The organism is Mycobacterium sp. (assembly GCF_008709575.1).
Classification (GTDB): domain Bacteria; phylum Actinomycetota; class Actinomycetes; order Mycobacteriales; family Mycobacteriaceae; genus Mycobacterium.
The window spans coordinates 55,208-75,268 of the sequence record NZ_VYIK01000005.1 but is presented as its reverse complement, the minus strand read 5'-3'; the positions used below and the strand labels follow the sequence as shown (position 1 = coordinate 75,268).

Below are 20,061 nucleotides of genomic sequence, written 5' to 3'. Positions count from 1 at the left end.
GCGGCGCTAATTTGAGGCCGTGCGGCACTTGCTCGGCGCCGAGGCCATCCACCTGGAATACCCGACCCGGGTCGTGTTCGAGTCGGTGAGCCTCGGAGTCGGTGACGGTGACCGGATCGGCATCGTCGGGCGAAACGGGGACGGCAAATCCAGTTTACTGGGTTTGCTCACCGGCGAGATCTCCCCGGATTCCGGCCGGGTCACCCGGCGGGGCGGAGTGCGGGTCGGCGTGCTGAGCCAGGCGGACACGCTTGAGTGCGACCGCGCCGTCGGCGCGACGCTGGTGGGCGATCGCCCTGAACACGAGTGGGCCGGCGACGCGCGCATCCGCGCCGTCGTCGACGGGCTGGTGGCCGATATCGCCTGGGATGTGCCGATATCCGCGTTATCCGGCGGCCAGCGGCGACGCGTGCAGCTGGCCGCACTGTTGATCGGCGAGTGGGACGTGATCGCCCTCGACGAGCCCACCAACCACCTCGACGTCGCGGGCATCACCTGGCTTGCCCGACATCTGCGGCAGCGCTGGGCCCCGACCGCGGGCGGGCTGCTGGTGGTGACCCACGACCGCTGGTTTCTCGACGAGGTGGTCACCACGACGTGGGAGGTGCACGACGCCACCGTGGAGCCGTTCGACGGCGGCTACGCCGCCTACGTGTTGCAGCGCGTCGAGCGCGACCGGCGGGCCGCCGCAGCCGAGGCCAAGCGGCAAAACCTGCTGCGCAAGGAGCTGGCCTGGTTGCGCCGCGGTCCGCCGGCCCGCACGTCGAAACCGAAGTTTCGCATCGAGGCGGCCAACCAGCTGATCGGGGACGTGCCGCCGCTGCGCAACTCCGTCGAGTTGGCGAAGCTGGCGACCGCGCGACTGGGCAGGGACGTTATCGAGCTGGTGGATGTGTCGGTGTCGTTCGACGGCAACCCGGTGTTGCGGGAGGTCCACTGGCGCATCGGCCCCGGGGACCGCGCCGGAATCGTCGGCGCCAACGGCGCCGGCAAGTCCACGTTGCTGGGTCTGATCGCCGGCACCATCGCACCGGATACCGGAAAAGTGAAACGGGGTAAGACCGTTCAGTTGGCGATGTTGGACCAGACCGGGCTGGCGCCGCTGGCCGGTGCCCGGGTCGCCGAGGTCGTGGCCGGATTACCCAGCGGATATCGCGTCGACGGCCGCGACGTGACGCCGGCGCAGCTGCTGGAACGGCTGGGGTTCGCCCGTGAGCAGTTCGCCGCGCGGGTCGGTGAGCTCTCCGGGGGTCAGCGGCGGCGGCTGCAGCTGATGCTGACGTTGCTGAGCGAGCCGAACGTGTTGCTGCTCGACGAACCGACCAACGATGTGGACATCGACATGCTGGCCGCCACCGAGGACCTGCTCGACTCCTGGCCGGGCACCCTGATCGTCGTGTCGCACGACCGGTATCTGCTTGAGCGGGTCACCGACCAGCAGTATGCGATCCTGGACGGCCGGCTGCGTCATCTGCCCGGCGGTGTCGACGAATACCTGCGCTTGTCCGCGGCCCCGAGGTCCGCGGGGATGACCCCGGTCAAAGCGAAATCCTCGCGTGGCGCCGTACTCCGCAGCGCGCAGAAAGAGATCGCCGCTATCGACCGACACCTGGCACGGCTGGCGCAGCGGATCGCGGCCAAGCACGGCGAGATCGCCGAACACGACCAATCCGACCACGTGGGGCTGACCCGGCTGACGCACGAATTGCGCGCTCTCGAGGGCCAGGTGACCGCCATGGAAGCCCGCTGGCTCGAACTCGCCGAGCAGATCGAGTAACTGGACTTTTCAGTGCTTTTCAGTGGCGCAGTTGTCGCCGCAGCCGGTCGACGGTTTCCCGAACCGCGTCCAGCTGCCCGGCGACCCGGATCGGCGCGGTGCCGCCCCGCGCGGCGCGCGACGACACGGAGCCCTCAATCGTCAGCACGTCGCGGACCTGTGGCGTCAATTCGGGACTGATGGCTGCCAGCTCTTCGTCGGTCAGCTCGTCCAGCCCGACGCCACGCTGTTCGGCGGCCCGTACTGCCGCACCCGCGATCTCGTGGGCAATCCGGAACGGAACACCTTGACGCACCAGCCATTCGGCGATGTCGGTGGCTAGCGTGTAGCCGGCCGGGGCGAGGGCCGTCATCCGCTCGACATCGAACGTCAGGCTGCCCACCAGTCCGGCCATCGCCGGCAGCAGCAGCTCCAGCTGTGCCACCGAGTCGAACACCGGCTCCTTGTCCTCCTGCAGGTCCCGGTTGTAGGCCAGCGGCTGCGCCTTCAACGTCGCCAGCAGCCCGGCTAGGTTGCCGATCAACCGGCCGGATTTGCCCCGGGCCAGCTCGGCGATGTCGGGATTCTTCTTCTGCGGCATGATCGAGCTGCCGGTCGACCACGAGTCGTGCAGGGTGACGTAACCGAATTCGGTCGAACTCCAGATGATGATGTCCTCGGCGAGCCGCGAGAGGTCCACCGCGATCATCGCGAACACGAAAGCCGCTTCTGCAGCGAAATCCCGCGCGGCAGTGGCATCGATAGAGTTGTCGGCGGCGCGCGCGAAACCCAGCTCTTGGGCAACCGTGTCCGGATCAAGACCCAGCGAGGAGCCGGCCAGCGCCCCGGACCCGTAGGGCGACACCGCAGTGCGGGTGTCGAGGTCGGCGATGCGGTCGACGTCCCGCAGCAGCGGGTGGGCATGAGCGAGCAGATGATGCGCCAGCAGGACCGGTTGGGCGGACTGCAGGTGCGTCTTGCCGGGCATGATCACGCCGGGATGAGCGGCGGCCTGAGCGGTCAGTGCGTCGACGAGATCGAGCACCGCCGCGGCGACCCGCCGCGCGGCATCGCGCAGCCACATCCGAAACAGTGTGGCCACCTGGTCATTTCGGGATCGGCCGGCGCGCAGGCGGCCGCCCAGGTCGGGTCCGACCCGGTCGATCAGCCCGCGCTCGAGCGCGGCGTGCACATCCTCGTCGCTGGGCAGCGGGCCGAAACTGCCGTCGGCCACGTCGCGGGCGAGGCTGTCCAGCCCGGCCAACAGGCCGTCGCGCTGCTCGTCGGTGAGCAGCCCCGCCCGGAACAGCACCCGGGTGTGCGCGCGCGACGCGAGGATGTCGTAGGGCGCCAGTGCCCAGTCGAAGTGAGTGGATCTGCTCAGCGCGAGCAGCGCCGCGGCCGGGCCGTCGACGAATCGCCCGCCCCACAGGGACCCCTCGTTGGTGCTCATGTTTCGTCAGGGGCCAGGTCCCGGCGCGCTGCGATCTTCGAGGACAGGCCGTGCACGTACACGAAGCCCTTCGCGCTGGACTGGTCGAAGCTGTCGCCCTCGTCGTAGGTCGCCAGGCTGAAGTCATACAGCGACTCGGGGCTGCGCCGACCGTTGACGGCGATGTGGCCGCCGTGCAACACCATGCGGATTTCCCCGGTGACATGCTGCTGGGTGGTGGCGACGAAGCTGTCCAGCGCCGCTTTCAGCGGGGAGTACCACAACCCGTCGTAGACCAGCTCGGCCCAGCGCTGGTCGGTCAGCCGCTTGAACCGGCCCACCTCGCGTTCCAATGTGACGTGCTCGAGTTCGGTGTGCGCGGTGATCAGCACCATCGCCCCCGGCGCTTCGTAGATTTCCCGGCTCTTGATGCCTACCAGCCGGTCTTCGACGACGTCGAGTCGGCCGACTCCCTGCGCGCCGGCCCGCTCGTTGAGTTCCGTGATCGCCTCCAGCACCGACACCGGCCTGCCGTCGATGGATACCGGCACACCCCGCGCGAAGCCGACGATCACCTCGTCGGGAGTGTGCCAGTTGACGGTGGGGTCCTCGGTGTAGGCGTAGACGTCTTTGGTCGGCGCATTCCAGAGGTGTTCCAGGAAACCGGTTTCCACCGCGCGGCCCCACACGTTCTGGTCGATCGAGAACGGCGACCGCTTGGTCACGTTGATCGGGATCGCGTTCTCCTCGGCGAACGCGATCGCCTTCTCCCGTGTCCATGCGTAGTCGCGTACCGGTGCCAGGACCTCCAGATCCGGTGCCAGCGAGGCGAATCCGACCTCAAAGCGAACTTGGTCGTTGCCCTTTCCGGTACATCCGTGCGCGACAATGCTGCCGCCGTGTTCGCGCGCAGCGGCGACCAGGTGCTTGACGATCAACGGTCGGCTCAGCGCCGACACCAACGGATACCGGTCCATGTAGAGCGCATTGGACCAGATGGCCGGCAGACAGTAGCCCTCGGCGAACTCGTCGCGGGCATCGACCACGATCGACTCGACGGCGCCGCAGTCCAGTGCGCGCTGGCGGACCACCTCCATGTCCTCGCCGCCCTGGCCGAGGTCGACAGCGACCGCGACGACCTCGCGACCGGTCTCCTTGCCGATCCAGCTGATCGCTACCGAGGTGTCCAGACCACCGGAATAAGCCAAAATGACGCGCTCGGACATGAACCGATCTCCTCGAGGTTTACTTCAACTTTTCCAATGCAGCGGCCAGCTCGGCGCCGGTCATGGGCTCGCGTGCCGCCACAAAGATGGTGTCGTCGCCGGCGATGGTGCCGACGACGTACGGTAGCGCTGCCCGGTCGATCGCGCTGGCCAGGTAGTCGGCCGCGCCCGGCGGGGTGCGCAGCACCGCGAGGTTCCCGGTGGCGTCGGTGGCCACCAGCAGCTCACCCAGCAGCCGTGACAGCCTCCCGGTGCCGCCGGACACCCCACGCACCGGGTGACCGTCTTCGGGTACGACGTAGGTTCCGACGCCGCCGTCGACGCCGCGCAGCTTCACCGCGCCGATTTCTTCGAGGTCGCGCGACAGCGTGGCCTGGGTGACCTCGATACCCTCGGCGGCCAGCAGCCCGGCCAGCTCGCTTTGACTGTGCACCTGCACCGACGACAGGATCGCCGCGATCCGGGCCTGCCGGGCGGTGCGCGTGACGTCCGGGGCCGTCTTCGGCCCGCTGCGGGTCACCGCGCCGCTCCTGCTGGTCGACTGACTCGGCAGTGTCGGCGCCGTGACGTCATCGGGATCGCTCCAGCAGCCACACCAGCAGCGCCTTCTGGGCGTGCAGCCGGTTCTCGGCCTCGTCCCACACCGCGCTCTGCGGCCCGTCGATGACCTCGTCGGTGATCTCCTCACCACGGTGCGCGGGCAGGCAATGCAGCACCACGGCTTCGGCGTCGGCCCGGGCAAGCAGCCCGGCATTGAGCTGGTAGGGCCGAAACGGCGCCACCCGGTCCAGCCCGTCGGCCTCCTGGCCCATCGAGGTCCAGGTGTCGGTGACCAGCACGTCCGCGCCGGTCGCCGCCTCCTCGGCGTCGACGGTCACCTGCACCGACGCCCCAGTGGCGGCCGCCCGCTGCCGGGCGGCCGCCAGCACCTGCGGGTCGGGGGCGAATTCGCGCGGAGCGGCGATTCGGACGTGCAGCCCGGCGGTGGATCCACCCAGCAGCAGCGAATGCGCCATGTTGTTGGAGCCGTCGCCGAAGTAGGACAGTGTCAGGCCCGCCAGCGACCCTTTGCGCTCGGCGATCGTCTGCAGGTCGGCCAAGACCTGGCAGGGATGGAACGCATCGGAGAGTGCGTTGATCACCGGTACCGTCGCGCTGGCCGCCATCGCCGTCAGTCGGTCCTGGCCGAACGTGCGCCAGACAATCGCCTCGACAAAACGGGAGAGCACTTTCGCGGTGTCGGCGAGGCTTTCGTCGCGGCCCAGCTGGGTGCTGCGGCTGTCCACGACGACGGCGTGCCCGCCCAGTTGGGCGATGCCCATCTCGAACGAGAACCGGGTGCGGGTGGAGTGCTTGTCGAAGATGACCGCGACCCCGCGCGGCCCCTCTAGCGGCCGGCAGCCGCACGGGTCCGTCTTGAGTTGGGCGGCCAGCGCGAGGACTTCGGCCTGTTCGTCCGGGGCGAGATCGTCATCGCGCAGGAAATGCCGGGTCACGGGGTTTCTCCTGCGGCGTCGAGGATGCCGGGCAGCGCAGCGACGAATGCGTCGATCTGGGCTTCGGTGATGATCAGCGGCGGTGCCAATCGCAGGACGTCGGGGACCGCGGCGTTGACCAGGAAACCGGCGGTGCGGGCCGCGCTCTCGGCCCGCCGGGCGACCGGTGCGCTCAGCACCACTCCGCACAGCAGGCCGCGGCCGCGGACGTGGTCGACCAGCGGGTGGTTCAGCGATTCGATGCCGTGACGCAGGGTTTTCCCCAGCGTCGCGGCACGCCGCACCAGGTCCTGGCTGGCCACTGTCCCCAGCACCGCCAGTGCCGCCGCCGCGCAGACCGGGTTGCCACCGAACGTGCTGCCGTGCAGACCGGGCGTCAGCAGCCGCGCGGCCGGCCCGATCGCCAGGCACGCGCCGATCGGCAAGCCGCCGCCCAGCCCCTTCGCCAGGGTCACCACATCGGGGGTGATCCCCTCATGGTGGTAGGCGAAGAACCGGCCGGTACGGCCCACTCCGGTCTGCACCTCGTCGAGCACCAGCAGCGCCCCGTGCCGCGTGGTGATGTCCCGCGCCGCGGCCAGATAGCCGTCCGGCGGGACGACGACGCCGCTCTCCCCCATGATCGGCTCCAGAAACACCGCGGCGGTGTCGTCGCCCACCGCGGCGGCCAGTGCGTCGGGGTCCCCGAACGGCACGTGGCTGACCTCGCCGGGCAGCGGCGCGAACGGGGTCTGTTTGCTCCCCTGACCGGTCAGCGCCAGCGCACCCATCGTCCTTCCGTGGAAGGCTTGCTGTGCCGCGACGAGTTTCGTTCGGCCGGTCAGCCGGGACAGCTTGAACGCCAGCTCGTTGGCCTCGGCGCCGGAGTTGCAGAAAAAGACTCGAGTCTCGCCGTCGGCGCCTGCCAGCGACACCAGAGCCTCCGCCAGGGCGATGCCGGGTTCGGTGGCATAGAGGTTGGAGGTGTGCCCCAACGTCGAGATCTGCCGGGTCACCGCGTCGACGACGGCGGGGTGGCGGTGGCCGAGAACGTTGACGGCGATACCGCCGAGCAGATCCAGGTAAGAGTTGCCGTCCACGTCGGTGACCACCGCGCCGTCGCCGCTGGCCAACGCGATCGGCGGGGTGCCGTAGGTGTTCATCATCACCGCGGACCACCGCTGCTGCAGCGTCTCGGTTCGGGACACAGTCACGCCTTAACCACCTTGGTGCCGGTGCCCGCATCGGTGAAAAGTTCGACCAGAACGCAGTGTTCGACACGCCCGTCGATGATGTGTGCGCTGGGCACCCCGCCGCCGACGGCATGCAGGCAGGCCTCGACCTTGGGGATCATGCCCGCCTGCACCGTCGGGAGCAGTTGCGTCAGCGTGGCGGTGTCGATCTCGCTGACCAGCGAATCAGCGTCCGGCCAGCGGGTGTAGAGCCCTTCGACATCGGTGAGCATCAGCAGCTTTTCGGCTGCCAGCGCTTCGGCCAGCGCCGCGGCGGCGGTGTCGGCGTTGATGTTGTGCACGACACCCTCGGTGTCGGGTGCCAGCGTAGAGACAACCGGGATACGTCCGGCGGCAATCAGGTCGAGCACCGCGGCGGTATTGACGCGGTCGACGTTGCCGACCAGACCGATATCGGTGGTCACCCCGTCGACGGTGACGCTGCGCCGCACCGCGGTGAACAGTTGCGCGTCCTCGCCCGTGATCCCGACCGCGTAGGGACCGTGCGCGTTGATCAGGTTGACCAGCTGCCGGCCCACTTGGCCGAACAGCACCATGCGCGCCACGTCGAGGACTTCCGGTGTGGTGACCCGGAATCCGCCTTTGAAGTCGCCGGGAATGCCGAGCCGCCGCAGCATGGCGCTGATTTGCGGTCCGCCGCCGTGCACGACGACGGGATGGATGCCGCAGTTGCGCAGGAATGCCATGTCCGCGGCGAACGCGTGCCGCAGGGTGTCGTCGGTCATCGCGTGGCCGCCGTACTTGATGACGACGATCTTGCCGTGCAGCTGCTTGAGCCAGGGCAGGGCTTCCGCCAGCACCTGCGCCTTGACCGGCGTGGGAACTTCGGTCACGAGCTGTAGGCCGAATTCTCGTCGACGTAGCCGTGCGACAGGTCGGTGGTGCGGATCGTCGCCCGGCCGCTGCCGAGCCCGAGGCCGACGGTGACGTCGATGTCGGCGCCGGACAGGTCGACCTGGCGGGCGCCCGGCATCCCGGTGCCGTTGGCGAAGACCGCAGCGCCGTTGAACGACACGGTGATCCGGTCGGGGTCGAGCCGGAAGGGGGCCATCCCGACGGCCGCGACCACGCGCCCCCAATTGGGGTCGGAACCGAACAGCGCGGTCTTGACCAGGCTGTCGCGGGCGACGGTCCGGGCGGCGGCCAGCGCGTCGTCTTCGCTGGGGGCCCCGGTCACGGTGACGGTGATCCGCTTGGTGACGCCTTCGGCATCGGCCTGCAACTGGGCGCACAGGTCGTCGCAGACTCGCAGCACCGCCTCGTCGAGATCGGCTTGGCCGGGGGCGATGTCGCTCGCTCCGGAGGCCAGCAGCAACACCGTGTCGTTAGTGGAGCAGCTGCCGTCGATGTCGAGGCGGTCGAACGTGGCCGCGGCGGCCCGTCGCAGCGCCGACGCGAGCGCGCTGGGCTCGGCGACGGCGTCGGTGGTCAGCACGCACAGCATGGTGGCCAGCGACGGCGCCACCATCCCGGCCCCCTTGGCCATGGCCCCGACGGACCAGTTTCCGCAATGGTGCAGCGCGACCTGTTTGGGCACGGTGTCGGTGGTCATGATGGCCCGGGCGGCGTCCGTTCCGCCGGTGAGCCCGCCGGCCATCTCCTGCACGACAGCCGCGACACCGGCGAGCATCTTGTCCATCGGCAGCCGATCGCCGATCAGCCCGGTGGAGCAGACGGCCACCTCGATCGCCCCGGTTTCGGTGCCCCGGGCCGACAAGGCGGCGGCCACGGCCTCGGCGGTGGCGTGCACGTCCTGGAATCCGGCCGGGCCGGTGCAGGCGTTGGCGCCGCCGGAGTTCAGGATCACCGCGCGCAGCCGGCCGGTGGTCAGCGCCTGCCGGGTCCACAACACCGGCGCGGCCTTGACCTGGTTGCGGGTGAACATCCCCGCGGCCGTGCAGTCGGGGCCCTCGTTGAACACCAGCGCGAGGTCCGGGGCACCGGACGCCTTGATGCCCGCGGCAATGCCGGCTGCCCGGAAGCCGGCCGGGGCGGTGACCCCCTGGGTGCGCACCAGCCGCGCCGAGCCGGCGACGTGGTCCGCGCCGGTCACGGTGCCAACCCCAGCACCGAAAGCCCCTCGGTTTCGGGCCAGCCCAGTGCCAGGTTCATCGCCTGCACGGCGGCCCCCCCGCTGCCCTTGACAAGATTGTCGATCGCGGCGATCGCGACGAACGTCGCGGCGTCCTGGTCCACCGCGACGGCGATGTGCGCGGCGTTGCTACCGATCACCGCACCCGTGCGCGGCAACTGGCCCTCGCGGAGCAGGTAGACGAACGGCTCACTGTCATAAGCTTTTTCGTAAGCGGCCCGCAACGCCGAGAGGGGTGAGTCGGTACGTGCGGTGCAGGTGGCCAGGATGCCCCGCGAGGCCGGGATGAGCACCGGGGTGAACGACACGGTGACGTCGTCGCGATCGGTGACGGTCTTGAGCCCTTGCACGATCTCGGGGGTGTGCCGGTGCGCGCCGGCGATGTTGTAGGCCCGCGCAGATCCGATGACCTCCGACCCCAGCAGGTCGGGATCGGCGGCGCGCCCGGCTCCGGAGGTCCCGCTGACCGCGACCACCGTGACGGCGGCGTCGATGAGGTCTTGGGCCATCGCGGGCACCAGCGCCAGCAGCGCGGCGGTGGGATAGCAGCCCGGCACCGCGATGCGGCGCGCATTCCGTAGCCGGTCCCGGGCCCCGGGCAATTCGGGCAGTCCGTACGGCCAGCTGCCGGGGTGCGGGGACCCGTAGAACCGTTGCCATGCGGTCGGATCGGTGAGCCGGAAGTCCGCGCCGCAGTCCACGACCAGCACCTCGGGGCCGAGCTGGTGGGCCAGGGCGGCCGAATGCCCGTGCGGAAGCGCGAGGAAAACCACGTCATGGCCGCGCAGCAGTTCCGGGTCGGTCGGCTCGACGACCCGTTGGGCCAGCGGTGTCAGGTGCGGATGCCAGTCCGACAGCGCGCTGCCGGCGCTGCGTGCCGCGGTCAGTGTGCCGATCCTCAGTCGGCCGTCCGCATAGGCCGGGTGCCCGAGCAGCAACCGTAGGATCTCACCGCCCGCGTAACCGCTGGCGCCGGCCACCGCCACACGCACCGTCCGGGTCATCCCGCTCATTCTGCATGGTTATGCATATGATTGCAAGTTAATACCAAGGTACGGCGTCGTCCGGGCTTCGGCCAGTTCGATTCGGGCTCGGCGCGCGCCCGGGCAATGGCGCACACCGCCACTGCGGGAAAATAACAAGCGCTAAGACATGTCTACTTGATAGGCTACGCTAAATGTCTATGGCAACGACTACGATCAGGGTTCCAGTGCAAACCCGTGACCGGCTAGCCGTCCAGGCCCGTGAACGAGGTATTTCTATCGCTGCCCTGCTGACTGAGCTCGCCGCCCGTGCGGAACGGGAGGAGATCTTCGCTGCCGAACGCGATGCCACCCGCGCCGAGGCGACGCTGCCAGCCGTACGCGACGAGAACCGCGACTGGGACGCCACGGTCGGCGATGGCATTGGCTGAACCGCGGCGCGGCGAACTGTGGCTCGTCGCCCTCGGCGCCGCGCGAGCCGGCGAACCCGGCAAACACCGCCCCGCCGTCGTCGTCTCGACCGAGGAGATACTGGCCGGCGTCGATGATGAACTCATTGTCGTAGTACCGGTGTCGAGTTCACTGCCCGACAGCCCATTGCGGCCACGCATCTCATCCCCCGAAGGCATAGACACCGACAGCGTCGCCGTCTGCCGCGGCGTCCGCGCCGTCGTCCGTAGCCGCCTCCTGGAGCGACTGGGCAGCCTGGCGCCCGACACAATGCACCACGTTGAACGTGGCCTCGCATTGATTCTGGGCATCCAAATACCAACCACCGATGAGCCCCGAGGGGGCCGGTCGCTTTAGCGGCCGGGGGACCGCCGATGACCGTGGCCGATTCTATGCCGCCCCCGACACCGCCGCGCTGGACAAACAGCGCAGGTTTCATCAACGTCGGATGGCCAAATCCAAGCTCATCGCCGCGCGCCAAGGGCGGCGTTTCTGGGAATCACGCCGCTACCAGGCGCACAAGAGCGCGGCCACGGGCTTGGCCGCTAAACAGGCGCGCATCCGCGACGATTTCGCCCACCAGCTCAGCACCCAACTCGTGCGGGGGCACGATTTCATCGGGATCGAGAAACTACCGGTGGAACGCATGACCCGCCGACCCAAACCTGGTCGGGACCACAACAATCCGACCCGGTTTTTGCCTAATGGGGCCGCACGCAAACGAGGACTCAACCGGTCGATGCGCAATGCCGCGCTCGCGCGGCTGGCCAAACACATTCAGTACAAGGCCGAACTGGTCGGTGTCACCGTTGTCGAGGTGCCGGCGGCCTACACCAGTCAGCGTTGCCATCAGTGCGGGCACACAGCACGGGAGAACCGCGAAAGCCAAGCGGTATTCCGGTGCCAATCACACAGTTGTGGCTGGACCGGCAACGCTGACACCAACGCCGCCATCAACATACGTGAGGAAGCCCTCACGCGCTGGGTGGCGCAGCAATCCGAACAACTGGCTGGGACATCCGGTGAAAAACCGGGCGGCGAAGCCGTCAGCCAGGCGGGGAGCAAGAATAAGACCGACCCCCACACACGGGTCCGGCCCCTGGGCCGGCGGCATCTGCGATGAACCGCGAACCACCCAACGCCGCCTAACGGCCAAGGGAATCCACCGCTTTCCAAGCGGTGGAGGATGTCAAGCCGCTTCGATGAGCAGCCGGCGAGCCTGTTGCCGGTCTTGGTGGCCCCGCCCCGGGAGCGCGAGCACGCCGAGGAGTGCTCATCGGACACCGAGTCCGGATAGCCGTCGATCTCAACCGTCAATCCGAACGCGGTCGACGTGGAAATGCCCCGCACACAGGCGATGTTGCCACGGCACTGGACGCGAGCGAGGCGGCCAGCCGGCACCTGAGTGCCCTTCCCACCGCAGCACGCACAATGAAAACCCACTTCAGCCACATCCCCACCAAACTCGGCCTGATCTCGCGCGTCCAACTCGCCCACGAGCACAATTGATCGCGCGCGGTCAGGCGCGCAGCACCGCGCCGACGCGCTCGGTGGCGCAGCGCACCGCCTCGTCGCGAGCCGCACTGGCCTCGTCCTCGGTCAGCGTCCGATCCGGCGCGCGGAACCGCAGCGCAAACGTCAGCGACTTCCGGTCGTTCCCGATCTGCGGGCCGGTGTAGACGTCGAACAACCGGATGTCCTCCAGCAGCTCGCCCGCGCCGTCGCGCAGCGCGTCCAGGACGGCTTGAGCGGCTACATCGGCGCCCACCACCAAGCTGACGTCCTGGAATACCGCCGGGAACGGCGACACCCGGGGCGCCGGGAACGACTCGACGACCGGCATCGCGTCGAGATCCAACTCAAGGGCGCAGGTGCCGCTGGGCAACCCGCAGCGCTCGATCACCGCCGGATGCAACTGGCCGGCGTAACCGATGACTTTCCCTTCCCGGGGGTCACCGACGAGCACCTCGGCGCACCGCCCGGGATGCCACGGCAAGTACGTCGCCGCCCGCAACGCGACGTCGATTCCGCTGGCCCGGGCGATGATCCGGACTGCTTCGAACGCGTCGGCGGCCGCTACCGGGCGACCAGCGCCCCACGGGCCGGGCAGCTCCCGCAGGCCGGCCAGCACCGCGGCGACGTGCTGAGGTTGCCGGGGTAGCGACTCGTCGAGCAGGGCGATCTCGGCGTCGGTGGGGCGACGGTGCACCGGGATCGGCTCGACGCCACGGTTGTGCCCGCCCGGCTGCACCACGTGCGCGATGGCATAGAGCGCGACATCGGCAATGCCGCGAGAGACATTGCGCCCCAGCGCTTCCAATAGCCCAGGTAGCAGGGTGGTAGCCAGATGCGACCGATCGGCCTCCAGCGGATTGAGTACCTGGGTGGTGGCCCGCCGCGGGTCGTCGGCGGGCAGGCCCCAGGCGTCGAAGACGGCGGCCGACAGGAACGGTGACGGGAGGATCTCGACATAGCCGGACAGGGCCAGCGCCGTGCCGATTGACCGGCGACGCCGCTGCGTCGCGGTGAGTCCGCGGCCGGCCGGTGCCGACGGCAGCACCGACGGGATCACCTCCAGGCCTTCCAGCCGCAGCACCTCCTCGACCAGGTCGGCGGGTTGGACCAGGTCGGGACGCCAACTCGGCGGGGTCACCGCCAGCATGTCGCCGTCGGTGGCCACCACCGCCCCGATCTGGGTCAGCCGTCGCACAGTCGTGCCGGCGCGATAGCGCACCCCGGCGACGCGGTCCGGCAGGTCCGCGGGGATCCGGATCGGCGACCCGGCCCACGAGTCGGCCGCCGGGTCGCCGCGCCAGTCGGTCAGCGCCGGGGAGACCACGCCGCCGGCAATCTCGGCAAGCAGCACCGCGCACCGGTCCAGCGCCGCCACCGAGATGGCCGGGTCGACCGCGCGCTCATAGCGGCGGGCGGCTTCGCTGGGCAAACGCAGCCGCCGCTGGGTGCGCGAGACCGCCGCCGGATCCCAGACCGCGGCCTCCAGCAGCACGTCGGTGGTGTCGTCGCGCATCTCGGTGGTGCCCGAACCCATCACTCCGCCGATCGCCGCGGTCGCGACGTCGTCGGCGATCAGGACATCGGTGGGTTCCAGCTGCCGCTCGACCGCGTCGAGGGTGACCACGGTCTCGCCGGGCCGGGCAAACCGCACCTGCAGGCCTCCGGTGATGCGCTTGAGATCGTGCGCGTGCAGCGGATGACCCAGTTCGAGCATGACGTAGTTCGTCGCATCGACGGCCGGTGATATCGCCCGAATACCTGAGAGCAGCAGCCGTCGCTGCAGCCACCACGGCGACACCGCGCCCGGATCGATTCCGGTGACAGAGCGCAACGCGAACCGGCGCACGCCGGTGCCGGGTTGGACGCTCAGCGGCCAGGCCGGACCCTGCGCGGGCAATGGCGGCACCGCAGCGCTGGAGGCCGGATCGGCGAAGTCGAGGTCGTAAGCGCAGGCGATCTCGCGGGCAAGACCGCGCAGCGACAGACAGTAACCCCGATCCGGGGTGATGGCCAGGTGAAACACCACGTCGTCTAAACCAACCACGTCGACCCCGTCGGCCCCCGGTTCGGCCGTGCCGGGAGGCAACACGAGAATGCCGGAATGGTCTGCGGCCAAGCCTAGTTCGGCCGCCGAACAGATCATCCCGTTCGAGATGCGACCGTAGGTCTGGCGTGCGGCGATCGCGAAGCCGCCGGGAAGAACGCTGCCCGGCAGTGCCACCACGACCAGATCACCGATAACGAAATTCGTCGCTCCACAGATGATCTCGCGCAGCTCAGGTTCGCCGACATCGACCAGGCAGGCGCGGATCGGCTTGTTGAACCCGGTGAGCTCTTCGATGTCGGCTACCCGCCCGATCACCAGCGGGCCGCTGACCGGGCCGAGCCGGATCACCTCCTCGACCTCGTGGCCGATGCGCAGCAGTGTCTGCTCGAGCTCGTCGGGGCTGACATCCCAACCGGGCGCGTTCCCGGCAGCGCCGGTCACGACCTCCCGCAACCAGCTGTACGGGACGCGCATCAGGCTCCCACCCCGAACGGCAGCGAGAAGCGCACGTCGCCTTCGACCATGTCGCGCATGTCGGGGATGCCGTTGCGAAACTGCAGCGTGCGTTCCAATCCCATGCCGAAGGCGAAACCCGAATAGCGGTCCGGGTCGATGCCGGCGCTGCGCAGAACGTTGGGGTTCACCATGCCACACCCGCCCCATTCCACCCAGCCGGCACCGCCCTTCTTGTTGGCAAACCAGACGTCGACCTCGGCCGAGGGTTCGGTGAAGGGAAAGAAGTGCGGCCGGATCCTGATCTGGGCGGACGGCCCGAACTGGGCCCGGGCGAACGCGTCCAGCGTGCCCCGAAGATGGGCCATCGACAAACCCTGATCCACCGCCAGGCCCTCGACCTGGTGGAACACCGGCGTGTGGGTGGCGTCGAGCTGGTCGGTGCGGAAGGTGCGGCCGATCGAGATGATGTAGACCGGCAGCTCGCGCTGCAGCAGGGCGCGCACCTGCACCGGCGACGTGTGGGTGCGCAGCAGCTGCCGGGAACCCTCCGGCGCGATGTAGAACGAGTCTTGCTCGCTGCGCGCGGGGTGATCGGGGGGAAAGTTCAGCGCGTCGAAGTTGAACTGCTCGGTCTCGACTTCGGGCCCCTCGGCGAGTTCCCAGCCCATCGCGATGAAGGTGTCGGCGATGCGGTCGGCCAAGATCGTCACCGGATGCCGGGCCCCGGGGGGCTGCCGGGTCGAAGGCAAGGTGACGTCGATACGTTCGGCGATCAGTACCGCGGCGTCCCGTTCGTTGCGCAGCGTCGCCAGCCGTTCGCCGTAACTGCGCTGGACCTCGCCGCGGGCGGCGTTCACCCGCCGGCCGGCGTCGGCGCGGTCGGCTTTGGGCAAGCCGGCCAACGCCTGGCGGGCCAGCGCCAGCGGTGCGCGATCGCCCAGGTGCTCGGTTTTCGCCTGTGCCAGGGCATCCAGATCGGCCGCGGCGGCAAATGCTTGCCGGGCCGCCTCGGCGGCGGCGGTCAACGCCTCCGGTGACAGGTCGACGGGGTGCTCACCCACGCTGGCGACACGCTCCTTGCTGACGGGATGACTTACGGGATGAGAGGAACCGGGCTGGTCACGAAAAGACTGTGACGCAAGTGCTGATCATAGGTGATCGGCCGATGTCGGCCGCGGACCGGCGCATCCAACCGCGCCGCCCGGCGGTACCGGCTACTGCGTGGCGACCGCGGGCACCGGCCGCGGGCGGCGGGTCATCCGGAGTCCGGCCAGCACGTCGGCGACGATGGCGCCCAGGACACCGACGCCGACACCGGCCAACGCTGACCAGGCGGTATGCGCCAGCACCAGAAATCCGAACGCCGCCCCGACGCCGAGGAGCGTGTAGCGCGTGCGCGTCCACGTCACCGGTCCGGTGAAGCGGTTCGCGACCAGCACCCCCAGCAGCAACGCGATGGCGTGGCCGGCATCGGTGAAATCGGCACTAGCGGCCGCGGCCGCCACGCCGGCCGGCACCCACCAGCCGATCCAGGTCGGCCGCCACCGCGGCGAGATCGCCGCGGTCAGCGCGCCGAGCACCGCGACGGCGCCGTAGCTCATGCCGACGTCGCTGGCTCGCGCGATCGACAGCGGCAGCCAGCCGAGCTTGATGGCCGTGGCAAGACTGCCCGCCACCAGCAGCGTGGCACCGATATGGCCGGTGACGAACACCATGGCCAGCCGCGCCCCGTGCCACAACAGCTCGGCCAGCGCGAGCAGGCAGACCAGGCCGGGCAGCCAGATGTAGATCGGGCCGGTGTCGGTGACAAAGGCGCTGCCCAACAGCGTTCCCAGCTGCCCGTGCGCCAGGTTGTGCACGTTCGTGCTCGCGTTGCGTATGACTTGGGCCTGTGCCTGCGGTCCGAGCATCACGAGGGTGACGCTCACCGCCAGCAGAGTGGCCGCATAGCCGACCGTCAACCGAATCCGGGCCAGTCGCGTCGCGATGTCGGAGATCATCGGTCTCTACTATGCCCGACTAAGCCTGCTATCCGCCATCGACTGGCTGCAGACGGGGGTGTGGTCGCCGCGGAATGAGTCGGGGCCCGGTTCGGGCAGCGCGGCACTTGGAGGAACTGCGGCGCACCCCCGAAATCATAGACAACATACGTTGTCAACATTATCGTGAAGAGGGAGGTTGAGGAGCCGAAAGGTCGCGATGACCACGACAACATCGATGACGTCCGCCGCAGCCGAGGCGGCCACCCATACCGGTCCGCTCGGGCCGGATTCGCTGACCTGGAAGTATTTCGGCGATTTACGCACTGGGATGATGGGCGTGTGGATCGGCGCGATCCAGAACATGTACCCGGAACTGGGCGCCGGAGTCGAGCATCATTCGATCCTGCTGCGCGAACCGCTGCAGCGGGTGGCCCGTTCGGTGTATCCGATCATGGGTGTGGTCTACGACGGCGACCGCGCCGCACAAACCGGCGAGCAGATCAAGAGATACCACCACACGATCAAGGGTGTCGACCGGGCCGGCCGTCGCTACCATGCACTCAACCCGGAGACCTTCTACTGGGCCCACGCCACATTTTTTATGCTGGTGATCAAGGTGGCCGAGTATTTCTGCGGCGGGCTGACCGAGGCCGAGAAACGCCAGCTCTTCGACGAGCATGTGCAGTGGTACCGGATGTACGGGATGAGCATGCGGCCGGTGCCCAAAACCTGGGAAGAGTTTCAGCAGTACTGGGACCACGTGTGCCGTGACGTGCTGGAGATGAACCAGGCCACGCTGGACATCTTCCAGATACGCATTCCTAAGCCGAAGTTCGTGCTGCTGCCCACGCCGCTGTGGGATCAGTTGTTCAAGCCGTTGGCGGTCGGGCAGCGCTGGATCGCGGCCGGGCTTTTCGACCCGCCTGTTCGAGAAAAGGCAGGACTGCGGTGGACTCCCGGCGACGAGGTGTTACTGCGGCTCTTCGGCAAAGCGGTCGAGCTGGCGTTTTTGGCCGTGCCCGACGAGATCCGGCTGCATCCCCGTGCGCTGGCCGCCTACCGCCGCGCGGCGGGCCGGATTCCGGCCGACGCTCCGTTGGTGGAGGCGCCCCGATTCGTGGCGCCGCCGCGGGACCGCCGTGGGCTGCCGATGCACTACTTTCCGCCCCGCAGAACGATCATCGAACGTGCCGGGTCGCTGGTGCACAATACCTTTGCGCTGGCCGGCCTGAGGCCCGCCGGCAGGCGGCCGGGTCACGGCACGGCAGCGTGAGCTATCCCGGCAACCGTCGTTGTGCCCGCGAACTCTGATATAGACAGATGGCTGCGGCCGCAGTGACGTTGAGGCTTTGCGCCCCGCCCGACATCGGGATCTGGACTCGGTGATCGGCCCGCCCGGCCAGCTCCTCGGGTAGTCCGCGGGATTCGGAGCCGAACAGCCACGCCGTGGCACGGCCCAACTCTGCGTCCTCCAGGCACAGCTCGCCATCCACGGTGGCGGCCAGCACCTGCAACCCGACGGCTTGCAGCGCGCCCACCGTCGCCAAGATCTCAGCCACCACCACGACCGGGACGGCGAAGATGCTGCCCGCGGAGGCGCGCACGCATTTGCCGTTGTAGGGGTCGACACTGTCCCCGTCGAATATCACCGCCCCGGCGCCCATCGCGTCGGCGGTGCGAATCAGGGTGCCCGCGTTGCCGGGTTCGCCGATCGTCGCCGCGACCGCGACCAGTCGGGGTGATCCGGCCAGTACCTCGGCCAAACGGGTCGTGGGCAGGTCGCATACTGCCACCAGGCCGGCCGGGGTCACGGTGTCTGACAATGCTTTCGCGGCTTGCTCGGTCACCAGATGCAGCGGTGCGTTCAGCTCGGCGAGCAGAGGGGCGTAGCGGCGCGACGCCGATTCGGTGACGAACAGATCCCGGATCAGTCCGCGCTCGGCTGCAGCTTCCACAAGATGGGCGCCCTCCACCAGAAACCGTCGGGCGCGCCGACGGCCCACCTGCCGATGCAATTTCACCGCCGCGGCCACCCGGGCCGAGCGCTGAGTGAGCACCGCCGCGAGCCTGGACTAGGCGGCCTCTGGGGAGGGTGCGTTGACGTCCTCGGGCAGTGCGGCCTTGGCGGCTTCGACCAAAGCGGTGAACGCTGCGGGATCGGTCACCGCGATGTCGGCGAGGTTTTTACGGTCGACCTCGACACCGGCCATTTTGAGCCCCTGGATCAACCGGTTGTAAGTGATGTCGTGGGCGCGGGCTGCAGCGTTGATCCGGGAGATCCACAGCCGGCGGAATTCGCCCTTGCGCGCTCGCCGGTCGCGGTAGGCATAGTTGAGCGAATGCAGTTGCTGCTCTTTAGCCTTGCGGTAGAGGCGGGAGCGTTGACCGCGATAGCCTCGCGAGGCTTTCAGGATGGTGCGCCGCTTCTTCTGGGCGTTGACCGCCCGCTTCACGCGTGCCATTGGATGTTCCTATCCTCGCTTGTCCTCGTTTGTCCTCGTTTGTCCCCATGGTGCCGGGTTGCGCCTGACCCGGACCCGGCCCGGGGCTTCGGTCACCCGTTCAGCAGTTTCTTGACCCGCTTGGCGTCGTTGGCCGACACCCCGGTGCGCCCCTCCAGCCGACGCGTGCGGGTGCTCGGCTTGTGCTCGAAGAGGTGCCGGCGATTGGCCTGCTCGCGCACCAGCTTGCCGGTTCCGGTGCGCCGGAACCGCTTAGAGGCTCCGCTGTGAGTCTTGGCTTTGGGCATCTGTCCTCAGTTCTGCGGTGTCACTTCGATGATTGGGTCTCGCCGGCGGGCGCGGGCACGGCCGCCGGACTCCCGGCTTGCTGTGCCGCTCTGGCCCGAGTCTTCGCACCGCGGTGCGGCGCCAACACCATGGTCATGTTGCGGCCGTCCTGCTTGGCCGCGGTCTCGATGAATCCGTAGTCGGCGACGTCGGCGCCCAGGCGCTGCAACAGCCGATAGCCCAACTCGGGCCGCGACTGCTCACGTCCGCGGAACATGATTGTCACCTTGACCTTAGATCCCGCCTCCAAAAACCGGATCACGTGACCCTTTTTCGTCTCGTAGTCGTGATCGTCAATCTTGGGGCGCAGCTTTTGTTCCTTGACAACGGTCTGCTGCTGGTGTTTGCGAGACTCCCGCGCTTTCTGCGCCGCCTCGTATTTGAACTTGCCGTAATCCATGATCTTGCAGACCGGTGGCCTGGCGTTCGGTGCAACTTCAACGAGGTCGAGGTCGGCGTCGGCGGCAACGCGGAGGGCGTCTTCGATACGCACGATGCCTACCTGCTCGCCTCCTGGGCCGATCAGCCGGACTTCAGGTACGCGAATGCGCTCGTTGACGCGGGTCTCAGTGCTGATGGGACCTCCCTGATGTCGGTGGCCCGAC

At 68.7% G+C, this 20,061-nt stretch carries 20 protein-coding genes; 5 read left to right on the top strand and 15 right to left on the bottom strand.

Going from position 1 to position 20,061, the window contains the following annotated elements:
- Positions 1-19 precede the first annotated feature (19 nt).
- Entirely contained in the window at positions 20-1,777 is a 1,758-nt protein-coding gene (locus F6Q13_RS02235) for an ABC-F family ATP-binding cassette domain-containing protein (protein ID WP_293051611.1), read from the top strand.
- A 19-nt stretch (positions 1,778-1,796) separates the two neighbouring features.
- On the opposite strand, the gene argH is transcribed toward F6Q13_RS02235, so the two are convergent.
- The 8 genes from argH to argC are packed head-to-tail and all read right to left on the bottom strand — an operon-like array spanning position 1,797 to position 10,238.
- The gene (argH, locus tag F6Q13_RS02230; RefSeq protein WP_293051608.1) at positions 1,797-3,209 is read right to left on the bottom strand and encodes an argininosuccinate lyase; all 1,413 of its coding nucleotides are present in this window, start codon (positions 3,207-3,209) and stop codon (positions 1,797-1,799) included.
- A complete protein-coding gene (locus F6Q13_RS02225) occupies positions 3,206-4,414 on the bottom strand; it encodes an argininosuccinate synthase (protein ID WP_293051605.1) in 1,209 nt (402 codons plus the stop codon). Before F6Q13_RS02225 ends, argH begins: the two co-directional genes overlap by 4 nt.
- A gap of 19 nt (positions 4,415-4,433) precedes the next feature.
- Positions 4,434-4,934: an arginine repressor gene (locus tag F6Q13_RS02220; protein WP_293051603.1), complete on the bottom strand. Its 501-nt coding sequence runs from the start codon at positions 4,932-4,934 to the stop codon at positions 4,434-4,436.
- A 49-nt stretch (positions 4,935-4,983) separates the two neighbouring features.
- Complete coding sequence (gene argF / locus F6Q13_RS02215; RefSeq protein ID WP_293051601.1) at positions 4,984-5,910, bottom strand: ornithine carbamoyltransferase; 927 nt, start codon at positions 5,908-5,910, stop codon at positions 4,984-4,986.
- Complete coding sequence (locus F6Q13_RS02210) at positions 5,907-7,097, bottom strand: acetylornithine transaminase (protein ID WP_293051640.1); 1,191 nt, start codon at positions 7,095-7,097, stop codon at positions 5,907-5,909. The genes argF and F6Q13_RS02210 overlap by 4 nt, the downstream gene beginning before the upstream one ends.
- A 2-nt stretch (positions 7,098-7,099) precedes the next feature.
- Positions 7,100-7,975, bottom strand: a complete 876-nt coding sequence (argB, locus tag F6Q13_RS02205; RefSeq protein WP_293051598.1) for an acetylglutamate kinase — start codon at positions 7,973-7,975, stop codon at positions 7,100-7,102.
- The gene (argJ, locus tag F6Q13_RS02200) at positions 7,972-9,195 is read right to left on the bottom strand and encodes a bifunctional glutamate N-acetyltransferase/amino-acid acetyltransferase ArgJ (protein ID WP_293051595.1); all 1,224 of its coding nucleotides are present in this window, start codon (positions 9,193-9,195) and stop codon (positions 7,972-7,974) included. Before argJ ends, argB begins: the two co-directional genes overlap by 4 nt.
- Positions 9,192-10,238, bottom strand: a complete 1,047-nt coding sequence (argC, locus tag F6Q13_RS02195; protein WP_293051592.1) for an N-acetyl-gamma-glutamyl-phosphate reductase — start codon at positions 10,236-10,238, stop codon at positions 9,192-9,194. The genes argJ and argC overlap by 4 nt, the downstream gene beginning before the upstream one ends.
- A gap of 179 nt (positions 10,239-10,417) precedes the next feature.
- Between argC and F6Q13_RS02190 the strand changes: the two genes are divergently transcribed.
- From F6Q13_RS02190 to F6Q13_RS02180, 3 genes are read left to right on the top strand one after another with little or no spacing between them, the layout of a single operon-like run.
- Positions 10,418-10,648: an antitoxin gene (locus F6Q13_RS02190; RefSeq protein ID WP_293051590.1), complete on the top strand. Its 231-nt coding sequence runs from the start codon at positions 10,418-10,420 to the stop codon at positions 10,646-10,648.
- Entirely contained in the window at positions 10,641-11,024 is a 384-nt protein-coding gene (locus F6Q13_RS02185; RefSeq protein WP_367140867.1) for a type II toxin-antitoxin system PemK/MazF family toxin, read from the top strand. The genes F6Q13_RS02190 and F6Q13_RS02185 overlap by 8 nt, the downstream gene beginning before the upstream one ends.
- Entirely contained in the window at positions 10,996-11,790 is a 795-nt protein-coding gene (locus F6Q13_RS02180) for a transposase (RefSeq protein WP_293051584.1), read from the top strand. Before F6Q13_RS02185 ends, F6Q13_RS02180 begins: the two co-directional genes overlap by 29 nt.
- Before the next feature lie 396 nt (positions 11,791-12,186).
- Here F6Q13_RS02180 and pheT read toward each other — a convergent pair whose 3' ends face one another.
- From pheT to F6Q13_RS02165, 3 genes are all read right to left on the bottom strand, one after another.
- Entirely contained in the window at positions 12,187-14,703 is a 2,517-nt protein-coding gene (gene pheT, locus F6Q13_RS02175; RefSeq protein ID WP_293051581.1) for a phenylalanine--tRNA ligase subunit beta, read from the bottom strand.
- Entirely contained in the window at positions 14,703-15,746 is a 1,044-nt protein-coding gene (gene pheS, locus F6Q13_RS02170; RefSeq protein ID WP_293051578.1) for a phenylalanine--tRNA ligase subunit alpha, read from the bottom strand. Before pheS ends, pheT begins: the two co-directional genes overlap by 1 nt.
- A gap of 153 nt (positions 15,747-15,899) precedes the next feature.
- Positions 15,900-16,685, bottom strand: coding sequence for a rhomboid-like protein (locus tag F6Q13_RS02165; protein WP_293051576.1), 786 nt, complete (start codon positions 16,683-16,685; stop codon positions 15,900-15,902).
- A gap of 217 nt (positions 16,686-16,902) precedes the next feature.
- On the opposite strand from F6Q13_RS02165, the gene F6Q13_RS02160 reads away from it, so the two are divergent.
- Entirely contained in the window at positions 16,903-17,940 is a 1,038-nt protein-coding gene (locus tag F6Q13_RS02160; protein WP_293051574.1) for an oxygenase MpaB family protein, read from the top strand.
- 1 nt (position 17,941) lies between these two features.
- On the opposite strand, the gene F6Q13_RS02155 is transcribed toward F6Q13_RS02160, so the two are convergent.
- The 4 genes from F6Q13_RS02155 to infC form a co-directional block, all read right to left on the bottom strand.
- Positions 17,942-18,724 carry an RNA methyltransferase gene (locus tag F6Q13_RS02155; protein ID WP_293051572.1) on the bottom strand — a complete coding sequence of 261 codons (783 nt, stop codon included), beginning with the start codon at positions 18,722-18,724 and terminating at the stop codon, positions 17,942-17,944.
- Between the two features lie 15 nt (positions 18,725-18,739).
- Positions 18,740-19,129, bottom strand: coding sequence for a 50S ribosomal protein L20 (gene rplT, locus F6Q13_RS02150; RefSeq protein ID WP_293051569.1), 390 nt, complete (start codon positions 19,127-19,129; stop codon positions 18,740-18,742).
- A 92-nt stretch (positions 19,130-19,221) separates the two neighbouring features.
- Positions 19,222-19,416, bottom strand: coding sequence for a 50S ribosomal protein L35 (gene rpmI, locus F6Q13_RS02145; RefSeq protein ID WP_293051566.1), 195 nt, complete (start codon positions 19,414-19,416; stop codon positions 19,222-19,224).
- A 20-nt stretch (positions 19,417-19,436) separates the two neighbouring features.
- Positions 19,437-20,033 carry a translation initiation factor IF-3 gene (gene infC / locus F6Q13_RS02140; protein ID WP_293051637.1) on the bottom strand — a complete coding sequence of 199 codons (597 nt, stop codon included), beginning with the start codon at positions 20,031-20,033 and terminating at the stop codon, positions 19,437-19,439.
- Positions 20,034-20,061: the final 28 nt, after the last annotated feature.

What these genes read in the sequence shown, in the direction of transcription:
- F6Q13_RS02180 (WP_293051584.1), top strand. Translation starts at nt 10,996, where the DNA reads ATGAGCCCCGAGGGGGCCGGTCGCTTTAGCGGCCGGGGGACCGCCGAT.
- F6Q13_RS02160 (WP_293051574.1), top strand. Translation starts at nt 16,903, where the DNA reads ATGACGTCCGCCGCAGCCGAGGCGGCCACCCATACCGGTCCGCTCGGG.
- argH (WP_293051608.1), bottom strand. Translation starts at nt 3,209, where the DNA reads ATGAGCACCAACGAGGGGTCCCTGTGGGGCGGGCGATTCGTCGACGGC.
- rpmI (WP_293051566.1), bottom strand. Translation starts at nt 19,416, where the DNA reads ATGCCCAAAGCCAAGACTCACAGCGGAGCCTCTAAGCGGTTCCGGCGC.
- rplT (WP_293051569.1), bottom strand. Translation starts at nt 19,129, where the DNA reads ATGGCACGCGTGAAGCGGGCGGTCAACGCCCAGAAGAAGCGGCGCACC.
- F6Q13_RS02165 (WP_293051576.1), bottom strand. Translation starts at nt 16,685, where the DNA reads ATGATCTCCGACATCGCGACGCGACTGGCCCGGATTCGGTTGACGGTC.
- pheT (WP_293051581.1), bottom strand. Translation starts at nt 14,703, where the DNA reads ATGCGCGTCCCGTACAGCTGGTTGCGGGAGGTCGTGACCGGCGCTGCC.
- F6Q13_RS02190 (WP_293051590.1), top strand. Translation starts at nt 10,418, where the DNA reads ATGGCAACGACTACGATCAGGGTTCCAGTGCAAACCCGTGACCGGCTA.
- argC (WP_293051592.1), bottom strand. Translation starts at nt 10,238, where the DNA reads ATGACCCGGACGGTGCGTGTGGCGGTGGCCGGCGCCAGCGGTTACGCG.
- F6Q13_RS02225 (WP_293051605.1), bottom strand. Translation starts at nt 4,414, where the DNA reads ATGTCCGAGCGCGTCATTTTGGCTTATTCCGGTGGTCTGGACACCTCG.